General features: G+C 55.2%; 25 protein-coding genes. 7 read left to right on the top strand and 18 right to left on the bottom strand.

Annotated features, from left to right (window positions below):
- The 4 genes from AUQ43_RS18480 to AUQ43_RS18470 form a co-directional block, all read right to left on the bottom strand.
- Entirely contained in the window at window positions 1–1,488 is a 1,488-nt protein-coding gene (locus AUQ43_RS18480; protein ID WP_198157188.1) for a copper resistance system multicopper oxidase, read from the bottom strand.
- Complete coding sequence (locus tag AUQ43_RS20480) at window positions 1,460–1,678, bottom strand: hypothetical protein (RefSeq protein ID WP_198157187.1); 219 nt, start codon at window positions 1,676–1,678, stop codon at window positions 1,460–1,462. The genes AUQ43_RS18480 and AUQ43_RS20480 overlap by 29 nt, the downstream gene beginning before the upstream one ends.
- 75 nt (window positions 1,679–1,753) lie before the next feature.
- Window positions 1,754–2,311, bottom strand: a complete 558-nt coding sequence (locus AUQ43_RS18475) for a plastocyanin/azurin family copper-binding protein (RefSeq protein ID WP_114129848.1) — start codon at window positions 2,309–2,311, stop codon at window positions 1,754–1,756.
- 134 nt (window positions 2,312–2,445) lie between these two features.
- A complete protein-coding gene (locus tag AUQ43_RS18470; protein WP_147250449.1) occupies window positions 2,446–2,766 on the bottom strand; it encodes a hypothetical protein in 321 nt (106 codons plus the stop codon).
- Window positions 2,767–2,959: 193 nt separating this feature from the next.
- Here AUQ43_RS18470 and AUQ43_RS18465 point away from each other — a divergent pair, with 193 nt between their 5' ends.
- Window positions 2,960–3,382, top strand: a complete 423-nt coding sequence (locus tag AUQ43_RS18465; RefSeq protein ID WP_062957837.1) for a secondary thiamine-phosphate synthase enzyme YjbQ — start codon at window positions 2,960–2,962, stop codon at window positions 3,380–3,382.
- Between the two features lie 51 nt (window positions 3,383–3,433).
- Here the strand turns inward: AUQ43_RS18465 and AUQ43_RS18460 are convergent, their stop codons facing one another.
- The 3 genes from AUQ43_RS18460 to AUQ43_RS18450 form a co-directional block, all read right to left on the bottom strand.
- Window positions 3,434–4,957: an SIR2 family protein gene (locus AUQ43_RS18460; protein WP_062957777.1), complete on the bottom strand. Its 1,524-nt coding sequence runs from the start codon at window positions 4,955–4,957 to the stop codon at window positions 3,434–3,436.
- Between the two features lie 263 nt (window positions 4,958–5,220).
- A complete protein-coding gene (locus AUQ43_RS18455) occupies window positions 5,221–5,841 on the bottom strand; it encodes a TetR/AcrR family transcriptional regulator (protein ID WP_062957776.1) in 621 nt (206 codons plus the stop codon).
- 120 nt (window positions 5,842–5,961) lie between these two features.
- Window positions 5,962–6,855, bottom strand: a complete 894-nt coding sequence (locus tag AUQ43_RS18450) for a DMT family transporter (RefSeq protein ID WP_062957775.1) — start codon at window positions 6,853–6,855, stop codon at window positions 5,962–5,964.
- Between the two features lie 286 nt (window positions 6,856–7,141).
- Here AUQ43_RS18450 and AUQ43_RS18445 point away from each other — a divergent pair, with 286 nt between their 5' ends.
- Window positions 7,142–7,609, top strand: a complete 468-nt coding sequence (locus AUQ43_RS18445) for a RidA family protein (RefSeq protein ID WP_062957774.1) — start codon at window positions 7,142–7,144, stop codon at window positions 7,607–7,609.
- Between the two features lie 137 nt (window positions 7,610–7,746).
- Window positions 7,747–8,667: an NAD-dependent epimerase/dehydratase family protein gene (locus tag AUQ43_RS18440; protein WP_181838548.1), complete on the top strand. Its 921-nt coding sequence runs from the start codon at window positions 7,747–7,749 to the stop codon at window positions 8,665–8,667.
- A gap of 5 nt (window positions 8,668–8,672) precedes the next feature.
- Here AUQ43_RS18440 and AUQ43_RS18435 read toward each other — a convergent pair whose 3' ends face one another.
- Window positions 8,673–8,999, bottom strand: coding sequence for a multidrug efflux SMR transporter (locus tag AUQ43_RS18435; RefSeq protein ID WP_062957772.1), 327 nt, complete (start codon window positions 8,997–8,999; stop codon window positions 8,673–8,675).
- A 252-nt stretch (window positions 9,000–9,251) separates the two neighbouring features.
- On the opposite strand from AUQ43_RS18435, the gene AUQ43_RS18425 reads away from it, so the two are divergent.
- Window positions 9,252–10,442 (top strand): FAD-dependent oxidoreductase, encoded by a 1,191-nt coding sequence (locus AUQ43_RS18425; RefSeq protein WP_062957770.1) that lies wholly within the window; start codon window positions 9,252–9,254, stop codon window positions 10,440–10,442.
- 15 nt (window positions 10,443–10,457) lie between these two features.
- On the opposite strand, the gene AUQ43_RS18420 is transcribed toward AUQ43_RS18425, so the two are convergent.
- The 8 genes from AUQ43_RS18420 to AUQ43_RS18385 form a co-directional block, all read right to left on the bottom strand.
- Window positions 10,458–11,288 carry a phosphodiesterase gene (locus AUQ43_RS18420; RefSeq protein ID WP_062957769.1) on the bottom strand — a complete coding sequence of 277 codons (831 nt, stop codon included), beginning with the start codon at window positions 11,286–11,288 and terminating at the stop codon, window positions 10,458–10,460.
- Window positions 11,289–11,343: 55 nt separating this feature from the next.
- Entirely contained in the window at window positions 11,344–12,438 is a 1,095-nt protein-coding gene (locus AUQ43_RS18415) for an ABC transporter ATP-binding protein (protein WP_062957768.1), read from the bottom strand.
- Window positions 12,438–13,247, bottom strand: a complete 810-nt coding sequence (locus tag AUQ43_RS18410; protein WP_062957767.1) for an ABC transporter permease — start codon at window positions 13,245–13,247, stop codon at window positions 12,438–12,440. The genes AUQ43_RS18415 and AUQ43_RS18410 overlap by 1 nt, the downstream gene beginning before the upstream one ends.
- A 1-nt stretch (window position 13,248) precedes the next feature.
- Window positions 13,249–14,148 (bottom strand): ABC transporter permease, encoded by a 900-nt coding sequence (locus tag AUQ43_RS18405; protein ID WP_084272164.1) that lies wholly within the window; start codon window positions 14,146–14,148, stop codon window positions 13,249–13,251.
- A 7-nt stretch (window positions 14,149–14,155) separates the two neighbouring features.
- The gene (locus AUQ43_RS18400) at window positions 14,156–15,166 is read right to left on the bottom strand and encodes an ABC transporter substrate-binding protein (RefSeq protein ID WP_232310744.1); all 1,011 of its coding nucleotides are present in this window, start codon (window positions 15,164–15,166) and stop codon (window positions 14,156–14,158) included.
- Window positions 15,167–15,177: 11 nt separating this feature from the next.
- Window positions 15,178–16,224, bottom strand: coding sequence for a LacI family DNA-binding transcriptional regulator (locus AUQ43_RS18395; protein WP_181838549.1), 1,047 nt, complete (start codon window positions 16,222–16,224; stop codon window positions 15,178–15,180).
- Between the two features lie 236 nt (window positions 16,225–16,460).
- The gene (locus tag AUQ43_RS18390; protein ID WP_062957764.1) at window positions 16,461–17,870 is read right to left on the bottom strand and encodes an ATP-binding protein; all 1,410 of its coding nucleotides are present in this window, start codon (window positions 17,868–17,870) and stop codon (window positions 16,461–16,463) included.
- Complete coding sequence (locus tag AUQ43_RS18385; protein WP_062957763.1) at window positions 17,870–18,529, bottom strand: response regulator transcription factor; 660 nt, start codon at window positions 18,527–18,529, stop codon at window positions 17,870–17,872. The genes AUQ43_RS18390 and AUQ43_RS18385 overlap by 1 nt, the downstream gene beginning before the upstream one ends.
- Window positions 18,530–18,691: 162 nt before the next feature.
- Here AUQ43_RS18385 and AUQ43_RS18380 point away from each other — a divergent pair, with 162 nt between their 5' ends.
- The 3 genes from AUQ43_RS18380 (at window position 18,692) to AUQ43_RS20475 (ending at window position 20,475) form a co-directional block, all read left to right on the top strand.
- Window positions 18,692–18,994, top strand: coding sequence for a PepSY domain-containing protein (locus AUQ43_RS18380; protein ID WP_062957762.1), 303 nt, complete (start codon window positions 18,692–18,694; stop codon window positions 18,992–18,994).
- A gap of 147 nt (window positions 18,995–19,141) precedes the next feature.
- Window positions 19,142–19,675 carry a cytochrome b/b6 domain-containing protein gene (locus tag AUQ43_RS18375; protein WP_062957761.1) on the top strand — a complete coding sequence of 178 codons (534 nt, stop codon included), beginning with the start codon at window positions 19,142–19,144 and terminating at the stop codon, window positions 19,673–19,675.
- Window positions 19,676–19,863: 188 nt separating this feature from the next.
- A complete protein-coding gene (locus tag AUQ43_RS20475) occupies window positions 19,864–20,475 on the top strand; it encodes a hypothetical protein (protein ID WP_062957760.1) in 612 nt (203 codons plus the stop codon).
- 186 nt (window positions 20,476–20,661) lie between these two features.
- Here AUQ43_RS20475 and AUQ43_RS18365 read toward each other — a convergent pair whose 3' ends face one another.
- The gene (locus AUQ43_RS18365) at window positions 20,662–21,216 is read right to left on the bottom strand and encodes a sugar O-acetyltransferase (RefSeq protein ID WP_062957759.1); all 555 of its coding nucleotides are present in this window, start codon (window positions 21,214–21,216) and stop codon (window positions 20,662–20,664) included.
- Window positions 21,217–21,393: 177 nt separating this feature from the next.
- Window positions 21,394–22,440 (bottom strand): patatin-like phospholipase family protein, encoded by a 1,047-nt coding sequence (locus AUQ43_RS18360; RefSeq protein ID WP_062957758.1) that lies wholly within the window; start codon window positions 22,438–22,440, stop codon window positions 21,394–21,396.
- Window positions 22,441–22,534 lie beyond the last annotated feature (94 nt).

Below are 22,534 nucleotides of genomic sequence, written 5' to 3'. Positions count from 1 at the left end.
TCAGTTCCCGTTTTCAAGTTGTGCGACAGCCGGACCACCTTCGACGATGATCTTGCGGAACATGCCCGTCGCCATGTGGTAACTCAGATGGCAATGGAAGGCCCATTCGCCGGGTTCATCGACTTCGGTTTCTGAATAAACCGTCATGCCGGGATTGATATTGATCGTGTGTTTGACCGGGTCCCATTTGCCCTGCCCGGTATCAAGGATCGACCACATGCCATGCAGATGCATCGGATGGGACATCATGGTTTCATTGACAAACTTGAACCGGACACGCTCACCGTATTTCAGCCGGATCGGATCAGCGTCTTCGTACTTCACGCCATTGATTGTCCAGGTATAGCGTTCCATGTTCCCGGTCAGTCGCAACTCGATCTCACGCGTTGCCGGGCGATCCTCATAAAGCGGCTTTTGCGCCTTCAGGTCGGCATAGGACAGGAACTTTCCACCATTTGCTGCTTGCGGAACCAAGCCACTGCCCGCGGCATAGAACGGATCATTGGTCCCGTTATCCGCACCGCTCATCGCTGACATGTCATGGCCCATTGCACTGTGATCAATACCACCGGTCGCCGTGACGCCTGACATATCTGCCAAATCTGACATTCCGGCCATATTACTGTGATCCATGCCCATGTCTGCCATGGTCAGAACCGGCGGCTCCGTGCGCAATTCCGGCATCTCTGCCACCATGCCTTCACGCGGAGCAAGGGTGGCAAAGGCAAACCCGGAACGCCCCATCGATTCCGCCATAATCGGATAGGCCTTTTCTTCCTTGGGCTGCACGATCACGTCATAGGTTTCAGCAACCGAAATGCGGAATTCATCAACACGTACGGGCTGAACATTGTTGCCATCAGCCTGCACCACGGTCATCTCAAGACCGGGAATACGAACATCGAAATAGGTCATCGCCGATGCGTTGATGAACCGAAGACGCACGCGTTCATCAGGCTTGAACAAACCGGTCCAGTTCTGTTCCGGGGATTTGCCGTTGATCAGGCCTGTAAAGCCCTGCACATCCTCGATATCAGTGCGCATCATGCGCATATTGCCCCAATCAGCACTTTCCGAGAGCGTCTCGCCAAGGCCTTTTTCACGGGCATCCGTGATGAAATCTCCCAGCGTGCGCTGTTTGCGGTTGTAGTAGTCCGGCATCATTTTAAGGTTGCGCAGAATACGCTTGCCGGAATGGGGATGCTTGTCCTTCAGGACGACGACATATTCGCGATCAAAACGGAACGGCTCGCGTTTTTCCGGCTCGATAATGATCGAACCATACGCCCCGTCCGGCTCCTGAAACCCGGAATGGCTATGGAACCAATAAGTGCCGCTCTGGGTTACCGGAAAGCGATATGTAAATGTTTCGCCCGGTTCAATTCCGGGGAAACTGATGCCCGGCACGCCATCCATCTCATATGGCAGGATCAGGCCGTGCCAGTGAATAGAAGTGCTTTCATCGAGATTGTTGGTGACATTGATCACCGCCTTCTTTCAGACGAAGTGTCGGTCCGGGCGACGATCCGTTATACCCGATGCCCCTGGTTTTCTTGCTGCCGGTATCGATGGTGACATAGTCAACTGACAGGTCATATGTCGCAGCCCAACTGGCCGTGGACACAGCAAGCGTGCCCAGCACGCCGATAACGGCGCCTTTGACGAAATTGATATTCATTTTATGGATTCCCAAAATTGGTCATGCGGGCCAGAGGCCGCAAAAAGCAGCCCCTGGCGACACGTTCAGACGGCGTTATGACTGCAGACGGACTTCGCCCATCATGCCGCTCTCATAGTGACCGGGCACGTTACAGGCGAATTCAAGCTCCGCATCTTCCGGGAAGGTCCAGATGATCTCGGCCGTCTTGCCGGGTTCCAGCAGAACACTGTTGGGATCGTCGTGCTCCATGGTCATGCCGTCGCCCATATCCATGGCCATTTTGTCCATGTGGATCTTGTCGATATCAAGCGCACCGTGCTCCATCATCATCAACATCTCTTCACGATGTTGTTCATGCATGACCGCAGTGCCGATATTGAACTCGTGGACAAACTCACCCTTGTTCTCGATCATGAACCGCACGGTTTCCCCGGCACGGACAACGATTTTGTCCGTATCAAAGAAGTTGTCTTCCATCGTGATATTGATGGTCCGGCGAACATCAGAAATCTCGCCGGGCTTGCCGATATCGGGGGCTGGCCCGTTGTGACCGGGGCCGGCAACCGCCATAAGCGGTGCAGCCACGAGCCCACCAAGGATTACAGTGGAAGTCGCGATACGGGTGAGAACAGACGTTTTAGCGTTGGGCATATCATGCTCCTGAAAATAACGCGTCAGAAGGAATGCCATCGCCTTGGTTGCACAAAGGGTGCGTAACCAGGCACTGTTTCACCTCGAAACAGTCAAACGGGCGATGGCCAAAATTCGATAAGACGGGATTATTTTCAGGCGCGCGGCGGCTTGTAGCTGCCATCCTGATCTGCAGAAAACAGTCGTTGGTCTTTGATCCAAAACTGCGCAGACGAAAGAAGCGGCATGAAAACGGACGAACCGTTCACGATGTCTGCAAACGGACCACACAGGGTCACACCACAAATATCGACATGGGACGCATGCCCACCTCCGGCCTGATCGGCCGACAGGTTCATCATCTCGGCATGGTGCCCTGCACCGGATGCGTTTACATTTGCCTGCACGGCGTCATGCCCCGACAGCAAAGCAGTCGGGCCAATAAGAACGACAAGTATGCAGGACAAGTAACGCAAGATGTTTTCCAGTAACAAGTGACCGCGAAATCGATATTCCGGCGCGCTCAGTGCGTCAAGTGGCGATATTGTGGCAAATATGGCTTCGTTGAGAAGCAGCCTGCAACGCACTGATTTCGTGAAGAGCTTGTTATTCAATCCCTTGGGATTTACCATCAACGAAAGCGGCCCACCCTATGTCAAGACGTGTCAGATGCTTTCACAAGACCAGATTACCCTTGAAATCACCACCAGCGGTCAGGGGCTTTATGAAGTCACCGAACCGATCCAGTCATGGGTGAACCAGACCGGTCTTGAACGCGGCCAGCTGACCATCTTTGTCCGTCACACCTCGGCCAGCCTGACCATTCAGGAAAATGCCGATCCGGATGTGCGCTTTGATCTCCAAACCTTCTTCGGGCAATTGGTGCAGGAAAACCCCAGCCTCTATCGCCATACCTGCGAAGGGCCCGATGACATGCCCGCCCACATCAAATCAGCCCTGACCGATGTGTCGCTGACCATTCCGGTATCGAGTGGCCGGGCCGTCCTTGGAACGTGGCAGGGCATCTATTTGTTCGAACATCGCCGCGCGCCCCATCACCGCAAGGTCACCCTGCATCTCATCGGCGAATAAGGCGAAACACGTTAGCTACTTGCTGTAGAGAAAAGGTCGCTATTCTCAAAGTTAAGCTTCGTATCTCACAACTTCTCTAATGAACTGAGGAATTTCATCGTAGTCCTCATACCATACAATGGTGACACCCAGTTCTCTCATTAGCTCTTCATTGAGTGCGTGATGTCGCTGCAAAAACTTTTCTGCCGCATCAGCATTCCTGACCGCCTTCTTCCTCCCCCCTTTCTCGCCTGTCTCATAGCAGAACTCTTCAGAGGATAAACGCTTCATAAATGCAAAATGCTTACTACGTTCAATGTTTTTTGAAGATATGTCTAATAAGCGACGCAAATTTGGGTCGGTCATAGAAAGGCCAATCATCAAACAGCAGTTCTCTCTGAAAGAGTTTAATTGCACCAAATTTGACCAATGGTAGGATTCTGAATAAATTTGGTGATAGCCCTCTTCAGAAAACACTAAGGTAGAGTTCTCTAAGCCCTGATAATCTTTTCGGTTCTCTGGCAAGAAACCGTGAACATGATAAACAGGAAGCTCATCGGGATCGTAACTTTCTGTATCAGTGTAAATTGAGCGGTGCAGAATGTTATCGCCTTCTAGCTGCCGCTCCAACAAATCGTCAAAGTTATAAGTTACAACAGACTTTACTTTTGCGCCTGTTCGACGTGGTTGGCACATCGAAGAAATCGATTTAATTAAAGCTGACGCGGTAGGTACATCTCCGGCACGTAGCTTATACAAATTACGGGTCACAGCTTCGATAAAGTCTTTTGCTTCTCCTTCTCTTTTAGAAAGTCCTTTCCTTAGATAACGAGCAGCCATCAATGCAGAAGGTTCATTTATGTTATTCAATCGCGAAACAAGGTCGCCAATATCTTGATCTCCAATTGCACCATCGTTATTGAACTCTTTTGTCAGGTAACTCACAAACAATGAGTTCAACAAAGTATTCCAGTCTGGCATACCAGCACTGCTCGAAACACCAGCGCCCAAGAAAAGGGAAAACTGACCTTTTTCATATCTTGATTTCAGGTTACTAAGAATTTCATCTCTCTCTGATTTCCAATCCTTTACGACCTTGGAAATTGCAGTATTAATCCTAAGAGAGAACAACTTATCCGCAATACTTACAGCAAATTTTTTATTTTTATTTGCAATTTTATTTAAATCTTCTGGCCCCCAAATATGAACCTCAAACGGAAAATCAGACTCCTCCCTTATAAAATCTAGCTCATGAAATATTTTTTCAGGAACTCTCTTTGCAGAGACAATAATCAAGTGATCAAATCTTTTCTTCGCATTTATCTCAATATAGTTTTCAAGTATTCTGCGCAGATGAGATAATCGTACTAAACTTAATAAATTGAATTTTATCTCGAAGAGTACTGGCCCATCAAAGTCGTCGAAACCAACTGGAGCGAATGCATCGTACCTGTCAAATGGATTGTTGCCGAACTCAAACGCTTTATTCTGCTTCTCAATGTGGTGTGACAGCAGGTTCTGGACGAACGTCTCAAAGGCATAATAGCTCCTAGGCCCTTGGTTATCTAAACCTGCTACAACATCATCAATCAGCATACTTTTCTTCCCACGCGACTTCCAAGAAACACAACTAAAACGAGCACGAAAGAAGTATGGCCTTTCAACATCGTGATTAACAAGAATTTTCTAAACCAATAAGTCACTACCTTTACGTAACAAAGCTCGTTTGCTCTGATCCAACGTTTGCAGGAAAATAGTTAACACCTGCCGAGGCATCTATCTGTTCGAACATCGCCGTGCCCCCCCATCACCGCAAGGTCACCCTGCATCTCATCGGCGAATAAGGCGTATCCCGGCGCTTACGCCGCCAGTTCCGGTTCACACGCCCAAAGCCCCTTGACCTGCGTTTCAAGCAGCTCGCGCAAGGTTGCGCACATATCCTGGCAATCAAAATTCTGCGTGCTGAAATGCTCGTGGATGGTGAACAAGAACAATGCCATCAGGGTTTTCCGAATCAGTTGCGGTGCCAAATCGGGATTAAGCTCCCCCGAAAGCTGCGCTTCCTCGATCAGGGCCTGAATGGCGGCAATCAGGCCGCTGCTTTCCATGATGGCTTGGACCGCACCCTTGCGGGGGGAAAACACGACCTGCTGCATGATCACCTGCCACAAACCGGGATTAAGTCCGACCTGTGTGAAGCGATAGGAGGCAACATGCATCACCTTGTCAACGAAGCACCATTCCGGGTCCATCGTGTAAAGCCCCTTCTCAATCGCCTCGGCAAGCTGATCGCCGACACAACTGATCACCAGTTCTTCCTTGGTTGGAAAGTGATTGAATATCGTACCTTCGGCGACACCGGCCCGTTGGGCAACTTCACGCGTAGAAACGGCGTCAAATGATCCTGCCCCATAGCAATCTCTGGCGGCATCAAGGATTTTCTGACGGGTTTGTTGACGTTGCGCGGCTCGACTATTCATCTTGACCCCTAAAATGAGCACACTCACTGAGTACACTCAATTAAACCGGGGCAACACTTATGTCAATTCGCGACAAGCCATTTGGCGCGAAAACAACGACTGTTTGCCGGGATAAAGACCTCAGGCCGCGCTGCGGGCACGCTTGCTCGCACGCAGCCCCAGAAGGCTGTGGACCACAAGTGTGCTGATCACGACCGTCCCGCTCATCAGCGTCATCTCGTCGGGCACTTCCTGGACAAATACCCAAACCAGAAACGATCCAAAGATCGCTTCATTAAGCATGATCAGGCTGACCTCGGCGGCCGGGATCTTGCGTGACGCATGGGCGATCAACAGGAAGGAAACCGGCAGCACCCAAAAGCCCAGCATCAAAAGCCAGACCCAGTCCAGACCAATTGGCGATAACGGCGCGGCCCCGGGCAGCAGGATCAGTGTCACGACGAACGCGCCAAACAACATCCCCTTGAGCGCGTCGACTTCGGGCTTCGCCCCCAGCACATTGAAGTAACCCGCCATGCAAAGCGACGCGCCAAGGGCCAACATGTCACCCAGCGCATTCTCCCCGCCAAAGCCGGCACTAAACAGGCTCAGCAATGCGACGAACACCACGATTGAGGCAATCCATGTCCGGATCGGCTGGGAACGTTTGAAGACAAAAACGCCAATCAACCCGGCCAAAAGCGGGGTTGCTGCGATAATGATCAATGTGTTGGCGGCATCGGTATTGCGCACCGAAAACATAAATAACGTGCAGGTCCCGCCGTAAAACAACCCGGTCAGCATTTCATAGCCGCTGGGTCGGATGGACTGAACAATGCCCTCGCCGCGCTTGGCACCGTTCCAAAGCGCGACCAGCAAAAGCGCAATGGTCAAAAAGCCCAGCCGCCAGAACGCCGTGGTGAAATCATCGGCCCCGATCAGTCGCAACAACAGCGCATCGGGCGACAGGATCAAAACCCCCAGCAGGGCAATCAAGCCACCATGCACATTAGTTAACCGATCCTGTAACGCCATCTGTCCAACCTTTTCCCGGCTTTCGCCACATCACATCGCTATAAAAAACAAAGCAGCACGCCTAGGGTCAGGGCCTAACGCGTGCTGCGCATTGCACCATTGTTACGGTCCTTTGTCCTTATGACAATTCGATTTTTTTCAACAGTTCTTAATCACGGCCAATCCCCTTGCCCACCATGCTTTACGGTCAATTGCAGGGATACAAAGAAATTGTTTTGTTTGCCCGCCAACCCCGATAAGTTGGCGACCAACCAATACATCTGCCACGCAAAAAGGATGGATCATCATGGCTGGTAAAATCGACGCCCATCTTGCCGATCTCGGCATCTCGCTGCCGACAGCGACCGCCCCGGTCGCGAATTATGTGCCCTATGTCATCTCTGGCAATCTGGTTCATATTTCCGGTCAGATCACCATGGAAAATGGCGATCTGAAATTCGTGGGCAAGCTCGGTGCCGACTATGATGTTGAAACCGGCCAGAAAGCCGCCCGTCTTTGCGCGCTCAACCTTGTTGCACAGCTCAAAGCCGCCATCGGCGATCTCGACAAGGTCTCCCGCGTTGTCAAATTGAACGCATTCGTCAATTCCGCGCCGGACTTCACCGATCAGCCCAAAGTTGTCAATGGTGCGTCTGACACGATGGTCGAAATCTTTGGCGATGCGGGTAAACACGCCCGCTCGGCCGTTGGCGTTGCCGCCCTGCCGCTTGGCGTTGCTGTTGAAATCGATGGCATTTTCGAAATCGCCAACTAAGTCCTTTGCCATCATGACATCAAGGCCGGGCAGATATGCCCGGCTTTTTTTGTACCCAACCGCCTCAAATTGCCCTTGACCCCAACCATGGTTCAGGTCCGATAACCACGCGCAACACAACAAACAGGGAACATAGCATGCGCGTTTTTGTCACGGGCGGAAGCGGCCTGATCGGCTCGGCCATCGTTGAAAACCTGATCAATCATCAACACGATGTCTTCGCACTCGCCCGATCAGATGCCAGCCATAAAATGCTCGCCGAGCTTGGCGCAACCCCGATCATCGGCGAGATCACCAATCCCGCTGCATGGGTCGGTCATTTGCCAAACGTAGATGCCATAATCCATACCGCCTGCACCTTTGCCGATGATATGGCCGAGGCCGATGGTATCCTTCTGCATCACTTGCTTCCCGCGGCCCGAAAAATGCCGGGCCGTGTGCGCGTTATCTATACCGGCGGCACATGGTTATTTCCCCAAACAGGGTCTGACGCAGAAATTGATGAAAGCTGCATGTTCGATCCCTTGCCGGACTTCCAATGGATGTGTCCAGGCATTGACCGCGTCCTCGGCGATGACGGGATAGACGGCATCATCATTCATCCGGCCTGTGTTTACGCCACCGGGCGGCACGGGCATTACGGATTATTGACCCGCGATATGGAAACCGCCCGCACAGAAAACCGAGTCACCATCATCGGATCTGGCGATATCACCCTGCCGATGATCCATGGCGATGATTTGGCCGATCTCTATCGTCTGGCATTATGCCATGCCAAACCGGGCACGTCCTATTTCGGGGTCGGGATCAATGACGTTTCAAACCACCGACTGGCCCATCTGATCGCAACTCGTTTCGGTGGGCGCGATTGCAAGGTCGGTACAATCACCACCCAAACGGCAATGGACCGCCTTGGCAGTTGGGCTGCGGGCCTTGCCCACCATCAGGTCATGAGCAATCAAAAAGCACGCCGCGACCTGGGCTGGTCACCAGCCCACCAAGATATCGCAGCCGACATTAATGCTATTGCTCTCCCGGTGGGCAACGTATCAAGTTAACAAAGTTAACTTTCTGTGCTGATGGTCTTGAGCCCGACCACCCCGCCAATGATCATCAGCAACAATACCGCCTTGACCGCGGTCATCGGTTCCTTCAGGAACAGCCAGCCAATCAGGGCGACCGATGCCGTGCCAAGCCCGGCCCACACCGCATAGGCCGTTCCGACCGGAATGATGCGCAGCGTCATCGACAAGAACCAGAAGCTCAGGCCATAGACGCCAAGACTAAGAACCGTAAAGCGCCAATCGGTAAATCCATCCGAGAATTTAAGCGATATCGTCCCGATCACTTCAAGACTGATCGCAATAAACAGATATACCCAGGCGAGCATGTGCGGAATCCTTGTTGTCAGGGGTGGTGGCGGTAGGCGCTTCCAAAAATGGCCCACTTTTCCTTATGGGGCAATCCCCCGCGCCCAGCTTATCTCCACCCGCCCAAATCGCCGTGACGTAATCTGGATCAAAACGGATGGCAAAACCGTTGCGTATAGTGATGGGACAGGGCACATTGCCCGGCATGGATTGCAGCCGATGGCGTCCGGTTTAGCGCGACCATCCCGGGCCAAGGAACAGGATAAACAGTCATGATCGAAACCGATATTCTGATTGCAGGCGGCGGGATCGCCGGAATGAGTGCCGCGGCACGGTTTGCCGCCGACGGCCATCAGATCGTGATTGTCGACCCGGCACCAGTCGATATCGGCGAAGGCACGGATTTGCGCACCACCGCCTTTCTTGAGCCGGGCATCGAAACCCTTAAAAAGGCTGGCGTCTGGGATGCCATCAAACCGACCGGGGCTGAATTGCGCGTCATGCGCATTGTCGATGCCGGTGGTACTGAACGCACCCCGCGCGAAACCGCCGACTTTGATGGTGCTGAAACCAAGAACGGCTTCTTTGGCTGGAATGTGTCGAACAAGGCGGCCCGTGTGGCCCTGATGGCGCGCCTGGGCGAACTCGATAATGTCGATTTCCGCTTTTCCACCACGGTCACCGCGTTCAAAAGCACGTCGCGCTATGGCGAGGCAACCCTGTCGGATGGCCAGACCGTGCGGGCCAAAATCGTTGTTGCGGCAGATGGTCGCAACTCGTCTTTGCGCGATATGGCCGGGATCAAATACAAACGCTGGGCCTATGATCAAAGTGCGCTGGTGTTTGTCGTCACCCACAATGATCCCCATGACAACATCTCGACCGAAATTCACCGCACCGGTGGTCCGCTGACCCTCGTGCCCATGCCCGACCTTGATGGCAAGCCCTGCTCGTCCGTGGTCTGGATGGTCCCGGCCAGCCGTGTCGATGATCTGAACGCCATGACCGATGAAGCCCTGTCAGCCGAAATCACCCACGACACCATGAACCTTTTTGGCCCGCTGACCGTCGCAAGCCCGCGTGCCGTCTGGCCGATGATCTCGCAAGTGCCCTCGCGCCTGATTGCCGCCCGCCTTGCCTTGATCGCGGAATCCGCCCATGTCGTCCCGCCAATCGGCGCACAAGGGCTTAATATGAGCCTGCATGACATCGAAACCCTGGCCGAACTGATGGCCAAGGCCAAACTGCATAATGAGGATATCGGCGCGACCCCGCTTCTGAAATCCTATGAACGCCGCCAGCTGCCCAAAACCGTCATGCGGGTCGGCGGCATTGATCTGCTTAACCGTGCATCAATGTTCGAACCCAAAACACTCCGCGACCTGCGCTATGCCGGCCTCACCGCGATTAACCGCATCGGCCCGCTCCGCAAACTCGCCATCAAGGTCGGGGTGGGCAAATAAGCCCACCCCCCTTTTTCAGACAATCAGTTTGCCGTTCTCGTCAAAGAACGGATGTGGCCCGTCATATTGGTCGACATAGGCCAGATGGGTCAGAAGGTATTGCTGCTCTTCATCCCAGCGATGCAAATGCATCGCGGGCGGTTCCATGGTAAAGGCCGACGGTCCGTCATCGCGCAGATCCAACGCGACCTGATGGGCAATGGATGGCGCAACAATCAACGGCACGCCTGCCCACCGTGTATGGATCGGACGGTGCAGATGGCCACACATGATCGCCTGAATGCGATCTTTATGCGCCAGCACGATCTGGGCAAATGTCTCTGCCCCGCTCAAAAGCCGCTGATCATCCATGTGCTTGATCCCGACCGCGACAGGCGGGTGATGGACAAACAAGACACAAGGCCGGTCATCACCGTCATGCAGCGTGCGCTCTAGCCAGTCCAATCGGGCTGAACACAATTTGCCCTCCGGCCGACCTTCATCAAGGCTATCAAGCGCGATCAGCCTGACCGGTCCAGCATCAATCACGTAATTGATGAACGCCACCCCATCCTCGATGGGCATGGCATCCTCAAAGGCTGCGCGCAATGGCGCACGTTGATCATGGTTGCCCGGGATCATGTAAAACGGCACGTCAAGGTCGCGCAGGATGTCTTTCACCAGCGCGTATTCATCGGCTGTCCCCAAATCACCAATATCACCGGTAAAGACAACCATATCCGGGCGCGGCACCATGGCATTCACCCGTGCTACCGCCCGTTCAAGGGCCGTTGCCGTATCCACCTTGCGATAGGCCAGACGCCGCCCGGCACCGATATGCAAATCGGTCAATTGCGCAATAAGCATGCTTTTAAAGTCTCTCGTATCTGAAATTTCTTGTGCGTGTTGGGACTGGAAACCGTCAGCTTGCGGCAAACACGGTGAGGCGTTCTGGCACCAACCGGCAATGCACCGTCTCGCCCGGCGTCATGTTTGTATCAGGGTCAGTATCAACCAAAACCGCTTCTTCGCCGATACCCGAAACCGTCACGCGCAGCCGTTCCCCCAAATATGAAACAGCCTCAACCCTCGCGGTGAAATGCGCATCATCCGCGGCACAAAGCGCAAGGCCATCGGCCCGGAAATAGATTTCTGACAACCCGTCGGTCGTCTGGCTGGCATTCCACGCGGGCGACACATCAACATCAACCTTGCCCAGCAAAGCCCGCCCGTTTTCGATATCGACCTTCAGGCAATTACTTGCCCCGACGAAGTCGGCCACAAACGGGGTTTTCGGCGCGCGATAAATTTCCTGTGGTGTCCCGATCTGCGCGATTTCACCCTTTTGCATCACAACGATCCGGTCGCCCAGTGCCATGGCTTCTTCCTGATCATGGCTGACGTAAATCGCTGTAATGCCAAGCTTGCGTAAAAGCGCATTGATCTCGGTCCTGAGCCGGACGCGCAGCTTGGCATCAAGGGCTGTCAACGGCTCGTCGAGCAGCAAAACACGCGGACGCGGCGCAATGGCGCGCGCAAGTGCCACACGCTGGCGCTGCCCACCGGAAAGCTGATCGACCCGGCGATTGGCCAGCATGTCGATATGCATCATTTCAAGCATCTCGCGCACGCGCTGATCGCGTTCGGCCTTGCCAACCTTTTGCACCTTAAGGCCATAGGCCACGTTTTCGGCCACCGTCATATTGGGAAACAGCGCATAGGACTGAAACACCATGCCGACCCGACGCTGCTCAATCGACTGGCGGGTCACATCGTCGTCGCCGAAATGAATTGCACCACCCGCATCGGGGAATTCCAGCCCGGCAATCATGCGCAGGATCGTGGTTTTGCCGCAGCCCGATGGTCCCAGCAAAACCAGCGTCTCGCCCGCCGTGATCGACAGATCGAACGGCATCAGGGCGCGTGTGCCATCGGCAAAAGTCTTGGCACAGTTTGTCAGCGCAATCGCAGTACCGGCGTCTTGCGCCTGCGATGCCTGTTTTTGGGAAGTGGTCATTATTTATCCTCCGCCGTCGCGCGTGCAGGCTTGCTGCTCCGGTTTGCCAGTATTTGCATGGCAATCAGCAACGGCATGATCAGTACAAAGAAAATCAGGGTATAGGCGCTGCCGATCTCAAGGCGCATGGAAGCATAGGAATCCGCAAGCCCGACCGGCAGCGTTTTGGTCAGCGGCGTATGCAGCATCCAGGTCAGGTTGAACTCCCCGACCGACAGCGTGACCACCATCAATGCACCGGCCAGAATGCCGGGCTTTGCATTGGGTACGATTACGGTAAAGAACCGCCGCCAGAACCCGGCACCAAGGCTTGCCGCCCCTTCTTCAAGGGTTTTCATATCCATCGCCGACATCACGGCTGCAACAGACCGCACCATGAATGGCAGGGTAAACAACACATGCCCGGTCAGGATGAAAAGCCAACTGGACCGATATCCACTGACCCCGCCATAGGTGATCAAAAGTGCGAGCGCCAAGGCCAGACCGGGGATTGCCACCGGCAGTGTCAGCAATTCCTCAAACAACCGGGTGGCACGGCCGGGCTTGCGCACCAGAACATATGCCAACGGCACACCGGCAATCAGCGTCACGAACAGACACGCAATCGCCAGCCACAATGACAAGAAGATGCTTGATGCATAAAGGTCCCAGACCTCAAATATCCAGCGCAGCGTCAGGCCCGAAGACAATCCCTGAAACACATTGACCGTCACCCCGGCAAGCGCCGACATCACGATCGGCACCACGATAAACAGGCACAGCAAAATGGTCAGGCCAAGCTGCGCGTAAAAGATACCTGTGCGTCGCATATCATGCCCCTCCGCGCACCGGCAGGCTTTTGCCCTCGCCGGTAAAGCTGCGCACCGCAGCCAGACACGCCCAGGTGATCAGGCCCAGCACAATGCTAAGGGCGGCCGCCACCGGAATATTGGCGTTCCGCGTAAACTCGGTATAGATCACCATCGGCAACACATCGATATCGGTCGCCAGCGTAAAGGCCGTGCCAAACGCGCCCATCGCCGTTGCAAAGCAAATGGCCCCTGATGAAATCAGGCCGGGCATGAGGCCGGGTAAAATCACGTCGCAAATCACACGAAACCGCGATGCACCAAGCGACCGCGCCGCTTCTTCAAGCTGCAGGTCAAGCTTCTCGGCAGATGCCATCACCGCCAAGATCACGCGCGGGATCGAAAAATACAGATAGCCGATAAAAAGACCCGCAATGTCATAGGCAAAGACAAGCTTCGACCCGAACGCCGCGTCGGTCAGCCCGCCAATCACGCCTTGGCGTCCGGCCAGCATGATCACCATGAAGCCAACCACCGTGCCCGGAAAGGACAGCGGCAAGGTCAATGTCCCGATCAAAATGCTGCGTCCGGCAAATCTGTTGCGCACCAAAAACAGCCCGACAATCGCACACAGGACCAACGCCATCACCGTAACGCCTGCCGACATCGCAAGCGTCTGGATCAGACTTTCCAGATAGCGCGCATTGGTCAGGATCAGAAGATACGTCCCCCATCCCTCCGGCCCGTTGCCGACTTCGACCGCAACACGCGCAAGCGGGATCAAAAAGAACGCCGCAACAATCACAAGCCCCGGGATTAGCAAGACCGTCAGGATCGCCGGGCTTGCAGCCGCTGCGCGCGGGGTTAAAAAGGATGAAAGCAAGGAAGGGCGCGAACGCCCCTCCTTCAAATCAAGGTCCATCGACACCTTAACGTACCTCGGCCAGATAACGGTCAGAGAACCCGGTCTGTACGGTTGCCATCTTGGCGTAATCAACCGGCTGGGAACGGGCATAGTCGGCTTCCGGCAGGAACTTGGATGCCGCTTCCGGCGACATTGCACTCGGGATCACCGGACGCAGGAAGGCATTTGCCCAATGGGACTGGCCTTTGTCCGACATCACGTAATCCAGAACCTTTTTGCCGTTCTCGCCATGCGGGTTGTTGGCAACCAGGCTCATGACATACGGCACCGTGACCGTACCCTCGGACGGGATGACGAATTCAACATTCGCACTGTCTTTGTATTTCGCGCGATAGGCATTGAAATCGTAATCAAGCAGGATCGGAATTTCGCCCGACAGAACACGTGCATAGGCGGTCTGTTTCGGCACGATCGGATCGTTTTCCTTGAGCTTCTTGAAGAACTCGATACCCGGGGTGAAGTCATCAAGTGATCCACCCATCGCACGGTTGATCGCAACCGCACCGGCATAGCCGACAAAGGCGCTTGATGGGTCAAGATACCCGACCATGCCCGCATATTCCGGCTTCAAAAGGTCATTCCAGCTTTGCGGGACCGGCGCACCGTCAAGCGCGTCAACATTGACAAACAGGCCAATCGTGCCGGAATGGATCGCAAACCATGCGCCGTTCGGGTCTTTCAGACCATCCGGGATCGCATCGAAATTGGTCGGCTTGTAGTTCTGAACAACACCGGCTTCATTGGCCTTGATGCCAAAAGACACACCGTAATAGGCGACATCGGCAACCGGGTTTTCTTTTTCCGCCAAAAGCTGCGACAGGGTCTGGCCCGAGTTTTTGTTATCCTGCGGGACATCAATGCCCAGATCTTTCGAGATATTCTTGAGCTGTCCGCCCCAGTCAGCCCATTCCGGCGGGCAGTTATAGCAAATCGCTGCTTCATCAGCGAAGGCAGGCTGTGCCGCCGTGGCAGCAACCGCAAGGCTCACACCCATGACAAGTTGTTTGAAACGCACTTTTGATCTCCCTATAATCGGGGTGATGACTGATGCCGGGCGGGTCCGATCGACTCACCCGTGCTAAGTTGATGGGGCAAAAGCAAACTTTGCGGTTCTGTCTGCCCCCGTATCAGGCCCAGCAGGAATGCAAGCGCCTGCTGGCCCATCTTCTGGGTGGGTTGAACGGCCGAACACAGTTTCGGTGTGATCAGCCCACCCACCGCAATTCCGTCAATGCCCCCGACTGACACATCCCCCGGGACCGAAAGCCCATAGGTGCGGCATGCGCTGATTGCGGCAATCGCCAGCATGTCAGTCGAACAGACAAGACCCGTGACCGCATCCGGCCCGGTCAGAAAACTTTCAAGAATGCCCTCAAGATCGGTCTCGCCAAACCCGACCTGACACAGGCGCGGGGCCGCCATCGCCGCCGCGTCCTGTTGGTTTGCGTCGTTAATGGCCTGACAGAACCCGTCATAACGCTGGCGCGAACGGTCCGAACTTTCAAAATGGCCGGCCACCATCGCAAGCTTGCGATGCCCCTTTGCAATCATCGCCTGCGTGATGTCATAGGCCGACTTGGCGTTATCGACACTGATGGACGCCACATCGGTTCGGCTTGGCTGGTTAAACAGCAACACGAACGGGATGTTTTCGCTGATCAAAAGGTCGATCACGCGATTATCATCGGCATTGGCCAGTGTCAGGATCAACCCGTCCACCCGGTTATTCAGCAATGTCGAAACCGCGTCCAATTCGCGTTCGGGGTCGTATTCCGATGACGTCAAAAGAACGGTCAGACCATCTTCATGGGCGGCCTGCTCGATCCCCTGGACCGATGTTGCAAAAACCGGGTTGGCCATGGTTGGCACCAAAACCCCGACAGACCGCGTCTGCGCCATTTTAAGGCGTCGGCCATTCATGTTTGGCCGATATTTCAGATACGCCATGGCCTCACGCACGCGCTCAACCGTTTCAGTCGGAACCTCATCAGGGCAATTGATCACCCGTGATACGGTTGCGATTGAAACGCCGGCCTTGGCGGCGACTGTGCGCATGGTGGGCTTGGGTGTCATCTGCAACAAAACTCCTTCGACGGGCCAAACCATACCCAACGAAGAAGTCACTTCGATAACACTTGTGTTTCCGTTTTATGAACATTTGAAACGTTTACAATGGCGGAAAACTGCCATTTATGACGTTTCGATTTCAAAACATAAAACGGTAACCCCGCGCCATGATCGCAAATCTTCAACCCGGTTTTCCGGGGCTGCATTGCTGGTCAGACGTTTTATGGGGGCTGTTTGTTCGCTTAGCTTTGATGCAAACGAAGCTCGGCCATGAAGCCGTCCGCATGATCCGGGCGCGGGGAATAAAGCTTGAGCTCTGCCTTGGTATTGCGTGCAATCGCCTCGACAATCGCCAAACCCAGTCCTGATCCATCGGCCTTGTTGCTGGATCGTTTGAAGCGGGTCGTCAGTTGCGCCAGTTCATCAGGGCTGACCGGCGCGCCACCATTTGCGACTTGCACGATGTGCCCCTCCACCACACGGATATCGACGGGTTCGTCATCCCCGCCATATTTCAGGGCATTTTCAATCAGATTGCGCATGCAAATCGCAAAGGCGTCATGGTCGATATTGGCCGATAGGGTTGCCAGATTTTCCGCACCAGAACGGATCTCCGCCCCGTCCATCCCGGCCCGTCGGATGTCTTCGATCACCAGATTAAGCGTCGGACCAAGCTCCTGATTATGTCCGGTCGGACTGAACCCGCCACTTGATTCCGCACGCGCCAGCTGCAAAAGCTTTTCGGACAACCGCGACAGGCGTTTAAGCGCCTCTTCCGTCTGGACCGCCCGTTTTCGGGCCGCGTGCCCTTCGGGCAGTTCCGCCAGAAGCCTTTGCGTTTGTGCCAGCGCCACGGCGATCGGCGTGCGCAGTTCATGCGCACTGTTGGCGGTAAAGCTGCGCTCGACACTGAGTGCCGCCTCAAGCTTTGCCATCAAGCGGTTAACCGCCGTGACAATGGTGTTGATTTCCTCGGTCTGGTCGTCCTGCGCAATCGGGGTCAGGTTGCCCTCCCCGCGTGCCTCGATCTCGTTGCGGACCCGGCGTACCGGACCCAGCGCACGGGTCACGCTATAGACCACCGCAAGAATGGTCACCGGGATCAGGAAAATCAGCGGCGTGAACTGCGACACCATGGTTTCAATGATCGCTTCATTGCGATGCTCGGTCGGTTCGGCCACTTGCATGAACAGATCACCATTGCCGGTCACACTGGTATAGACACGAACCTCATCACCATCGCTGAAGCCGGGCTCAAGCGGCGCATCAAATGGCGTTTCCGGCGCATTTTGCGACCGCAGCAGCACGTCACCCTTTGCATCACGCAATTGATACTGCATGAAGTCATCGAAATCGTCGACATCACCGTCATGATCGCTATCCTCATCATCATCACCATCATGAACAGCGTCAAAGCCCGGTTCGGGCAAGACAACAATCCCGCCCGCGTCCTGATGGTTTTCAAGATAATCAATGATAAGGGTCGAGGTCCGCCGTGACGTCTCGACAAGGGCGGTATCGGCCCCCTCCTCCATCTCATGGCGCGCCGTGTAGGCCGCAAACAGGGCCCCGATCACCCAGAACACCGCGACAATTAAGGTCAGGCGTTTGGTCAGAATGAACTGAAGACTGTTTTGCGCCCTGATCTTCATTATCCCTCAACCCGATAGCCGACACCGCGCACGGTCTTGATCACGTCGCGGCCAAGCTTGCGGCGCAGGCGGCTGACATATACCTCGACCGTGTTGCTTTCGATCTCGGCACCAAATTCATAAAGCGCTTCTTCAAGCTGGCGCTTTGATAATGTCTGGCCCGGCCGTTTGACCATCTGATCAAACAGCGCCCATTCACGCGATGTCAGATCGATATGTTCGCCACCCCGCAAAACCGACCGCCCGGCAAGGTCCACCTCGACCCCGCCCTGCAACTCGACAAACGGATTGGGATTGCCGCTATAGCGCCGCGAAACGGCGGCCAAACGTGCGGATAACTCGTTCAGATCAAACGGCTTGACCAGATAATCATCTGCCCCGGCATTAAGCCCCGCGATCCGATCCGAAATCTGATCCTGCGCGGTCAGGATAATGCATGGTGTGGCCGACCCTTGGCGGCGCAGATCGCGCAACAGATCAAGCCCCTTGCCATCGGGCAGGTTAAGGTCCAGCAACAACACATCATAATTGGTCCCGCGCAGCATGATCTCGGCATCGACCACACTTGCACTGTGATCAACCGCCTCGCCGCTTGCGAGTAAATGATCGCGCACCGCGTCTGCCAGCATCAATTCATCTTCGACCAGAAGAATACGCACCCCAACCTCTTCCCGAAGCTTCGCACAATCTGCCGTGGGTAACGGCCGTTCCTGACAGTGTGCTGAACGGTGAAAAACATCCGGTTCAGTTTGCTGTCAGGGAAGCACGCCATACTCGGCACCGATCATGACATTACCCCTATCTTATGAAGGAACCGAGCCATGAAAAACACTGTTTTGAAGAAAGCCGCCCTTGGCAGTTTTGCTGCAACGCTCCTTGCCACTGCCTCCCTTGGCCTGACGGCGCATACCGCACAGGCCAGTGACGATTATTGCAACGTGCCGAAATCCGAATGGCAGAGCATGGATGCGCTCAAGGAAAAACTGACGGCCGAGGGCTGGGACGTCCGCAAGATCAAGGAAGATGATGGCTGCTTTGAAGTTTACGCCATCAAGGCCGATGGCAAGAAAGTTGAAGCCTATTTCAACCCGTCAACCTTTGAACTCGTCAAGGAAGACGACTGATCTCAATCGGTCCTCCCTCGGCTGAGTGCGGCTTTGACCGTTGTCCTGTCCCCACGCCCCGTGCCTGCCTGCACGGGTGCCTTCGGTCAAAGCCGCCTCTTCGAACCCGCCATCTGAAAACGCATTCAACAGTCAGGAGCACGCATCATGTCTGTCAAAGTATGGGACCCGTTTGTCCGCCTGTTCCACTGGGGCTTGGCGGCAAGTTTCGTCATTGCCTGGGTCACGGCTGAAGAATGGGACAGCCTGCATCACTGGGCGGGCTATGCCGCGGGCGGCCTGATTGCACTGCGTCTGATCTGGGGCCTGATCGGCACCCGTTATGCCCGTTTCACCCAGTTCATCAAAAGCCCCCGGGCAACGCTTAAATATCTTGGCGATATCCTGCGCGGCACGGAACCGCGTTATCTTGGCCACAACCCGGCCGGCGCGGCGATGATCATCGCCCTCATTCTCGCCATGGCGGGCTGCATTCTGACCGGCTGGATGTACACCACCACCATGTTCTGGGGTTCCGAGTGGGTAGAGGAAACCCACGAGGCGCTGGCAAACGGCCTGTTGTTCCTTGTTCTGCTGCATGTTGGCGGCGTGTTGCTGGCCAGCCTCCGTCATCACGAAAATCTGGTGCGCGCCATGATCACGGGACGCAAACGCCGCCCGGCAACGGACGATATCGCCTGATCGGGCTTTACCAGCTTAACGCTTACCCTGTGACATCCAGCAATGGTTTGTCCCAACTTAAGGCAACCGCGCCACCTCTGGCAGGTTGTCTTTTTTGTTTGCGGCACGCGATTGCCTTCGCTCTTTCGGTCGGGCGCGATTTCGATGTAGGCTATGCTATTATGAATTGAAACCGGATTGGACACCTCATGCGCCCTGTCGTCATTGCAACCGCTCTTGGCCTTTCAATCGCAGCCCTTGCGGGGTGCACTGGCAAAACCGGCGAATATGCAGGACAAGGCGCCGGAATCGGGGCCATTTCGGGGGCCGTTGGCGGCTTTGTCACGGCTGCGATCTTTGGCGGCGACCCGATAGAGGCCGCGGCACGCTCTGCGGTTTATGGCGGGGCCACCGGGGCAACCGCCGGGGCCATTTCGGGCGCAAGTGCCGATGCCGCCGAACGCGAGGCATATGAAGCCGCCCAGAAGGAAAAGCGTGATCGCATCCGCGCAAAGATCGGCGATGATGCCTTTACCGGCCTTGCGGCCCTTGCCAAATGCGACCATGCATCGGCCATTGCCAATGCCGACTTGGCCCAGCAATCAGGTAATGCCGATTTCGTGGTTGCCGGCCTGTGGCTTGAAGCCCTTGCCTATTCCGATCAGGGACAGGAAAGCACCGCGCGCGCCATGTATGGCGACATCATCGCAAGGGATGCCAATATCGCCGATGAAACCGCGGCCGAACTCCGCCGTCGGGAACTTGCCGATGGCCTGTCTGAAATTCGCGGTGAATATGACCTGCCCAAGGTTTGTGGCTAAGAGTTTGCGGCTACATAAACCTGCTACGGATCCTGCCCGTCCCACTGGATGCCCGTCCAGGCAGGCATGACAATCTGATCGTTACTTTGCCAGTCATACCCAACCTGTCATTCCCAACCCGTCATACCCGCGAAAGCGGGAATACAGGCCACACCACCCCCGGCTCAGGGACATCACGTGCTGCCCCTAACGGGGCAACACCCGCGCCGGGTTACCAACAACGCTGCTCCCGGCCGCAACATCGCGCGTCACCACCGCCCCCGCACCAACGATCGCATCATCACCAATCGTGATCCCCGGCAGGATAATCGCCCCGCCCCCGATCCAGACATTGTCGCCAATCGTCACCGGCTTGGCGATTTCAAGATGCTGCTTGCGGAGCTCCGGATCACGATGATGATCGGCACAGTAAATCTGCACATTCGGACCCAGCATCGAATGCCGCCCGATCTTTACCGGTGCCGTATCAAGGATCACACAGCCGACATTTAAAAACACGTCTTCGGCCAAATGGATATTGATGCCATAGGCACAATGAAACCGCGCCTCGATCCGCACATCATCCGCGCAAGCGGCAAACAGCGCGCGCAGTTTCGGCCCGATATTGCCGCGCTCCGCCGGATAGAGAACGCTATGCTCATGGCACGCCTCAAGGGCGCGATGGCGCAACACGGTGATTTCCGGATCAAGGCAGGAATACCAGTCACCGGATTGCATTTTTTCAAGTTCGCTTTTTGCCATGATGCTCTGTGGCGTTGTTCGGGACGGACAACACGTTACGCCGGATTGCGGGTAACTGCAATCTGCACGGCGCTGCCCCAGCCACCGGCATAAAAAACGCATCCGCGTCACCCCCACGCGATCAAGACGCCATGCTTGTTGTCTTTGCCAAGCATGGGAAACATCTGCGCGATCTTCCTACACGTAATCGGGCGCAAACTGTTCAAGATCAAGCGTCGGGCGTTCTCCGATATCGCCACGATGGGCATCAAGAAACGCCCCTGCCGCCTCGCGTCCCTTGTCGCGCAGCATGGTCATGAAATCCCATTCGGCATTCATCTTGGACGTGTGATCAAGCTCCAGCATCACATCACTTGCAATCAGATGCATGCGCATGGTGCCCCAACTGCTGGCTTCGCATTGATGGGGCGGCATGTCCTTGCGGATCACCGACATCATGCGCAGCTCCTTGACCAATGAACTGTTAAACGAAATCTCGTTCAGCCGGCTTGATATCTCGTGCGACGTTTTCGGGATCCCCGGCCGTTTGACCGGATTGATTTGCACCAGCACCGTGTCATTGGCCGAACATTCCCGCACCAGCGGGCCAAGGCTGGGATTGCCGGAATATCCCCCGTCCCAATAGGGCACGCCATCAATCTCGACCGTCTTGTAAATATTGGGCAAACAGGCCGAGGCGAGCAACACATCAAGGCTGATATCGGGGTTGCGAAACACCCGTGCCTGGCCGGTTTCCACATTGGTCGCGGTGATGAAAAGCTTGGTCGGGCTTTTGTTTAGCAAATCAAAATCGACCACATCTTCCAAAAGCCCCGCCAGCGGATTGTCACCCACCGGGTTCAGATCGTAGGGCGAAAACATTTTGGCCGACATATCCAGCCACTGATACATCGGCGAATTGCCAAGCGACCAGTTGCCAAACAAAACATCAATCGGCGATCGCTGAAGCGGGCTGAACCGCGCAGCTTCCGAAACCGCTGACCAGAACCGCTCAAGATCCTCGCGCGCCCCGTCATGACCGCCCTTGCAAAAGCCCGACGTCACCACGGCGGCATTCATCGCCCCCGCCGACGTGCCCGAAATCGCCTCAAGCTCGATCTCTTCATCCTCAAGCAACCGGTCCAGAACGCCCCAGGTAAACGCCCCGTGCGATCCCCCGCCCTGCAGGGCTAGGTTGATCTGTTTGCGGTTGGTCGCCGTCGATTGCTTCGCACGCTCGCTCATGCCATCTCCTGCACCTGGTCATAATGTTCGGCATACTGGTCATGATATGTCGCAAACCGCACCATCTGCCAGCAATGATATCTAATGGCCGAAA

The organism is Thalassospira sp. MCCC 1A01148, from assembly GCF_001613795.1.
Lineage (GTDB): Bacteria > Pseudomonadota > Alphaproteobacteria > Rhodospirillales > Thalassospiraceae > Thalassospira.
The sequence above is the reverse complement of the archived record's forward strand: the minus strand, read 5'-3'. Positions and strand labels throughout refer to the sequence as shown.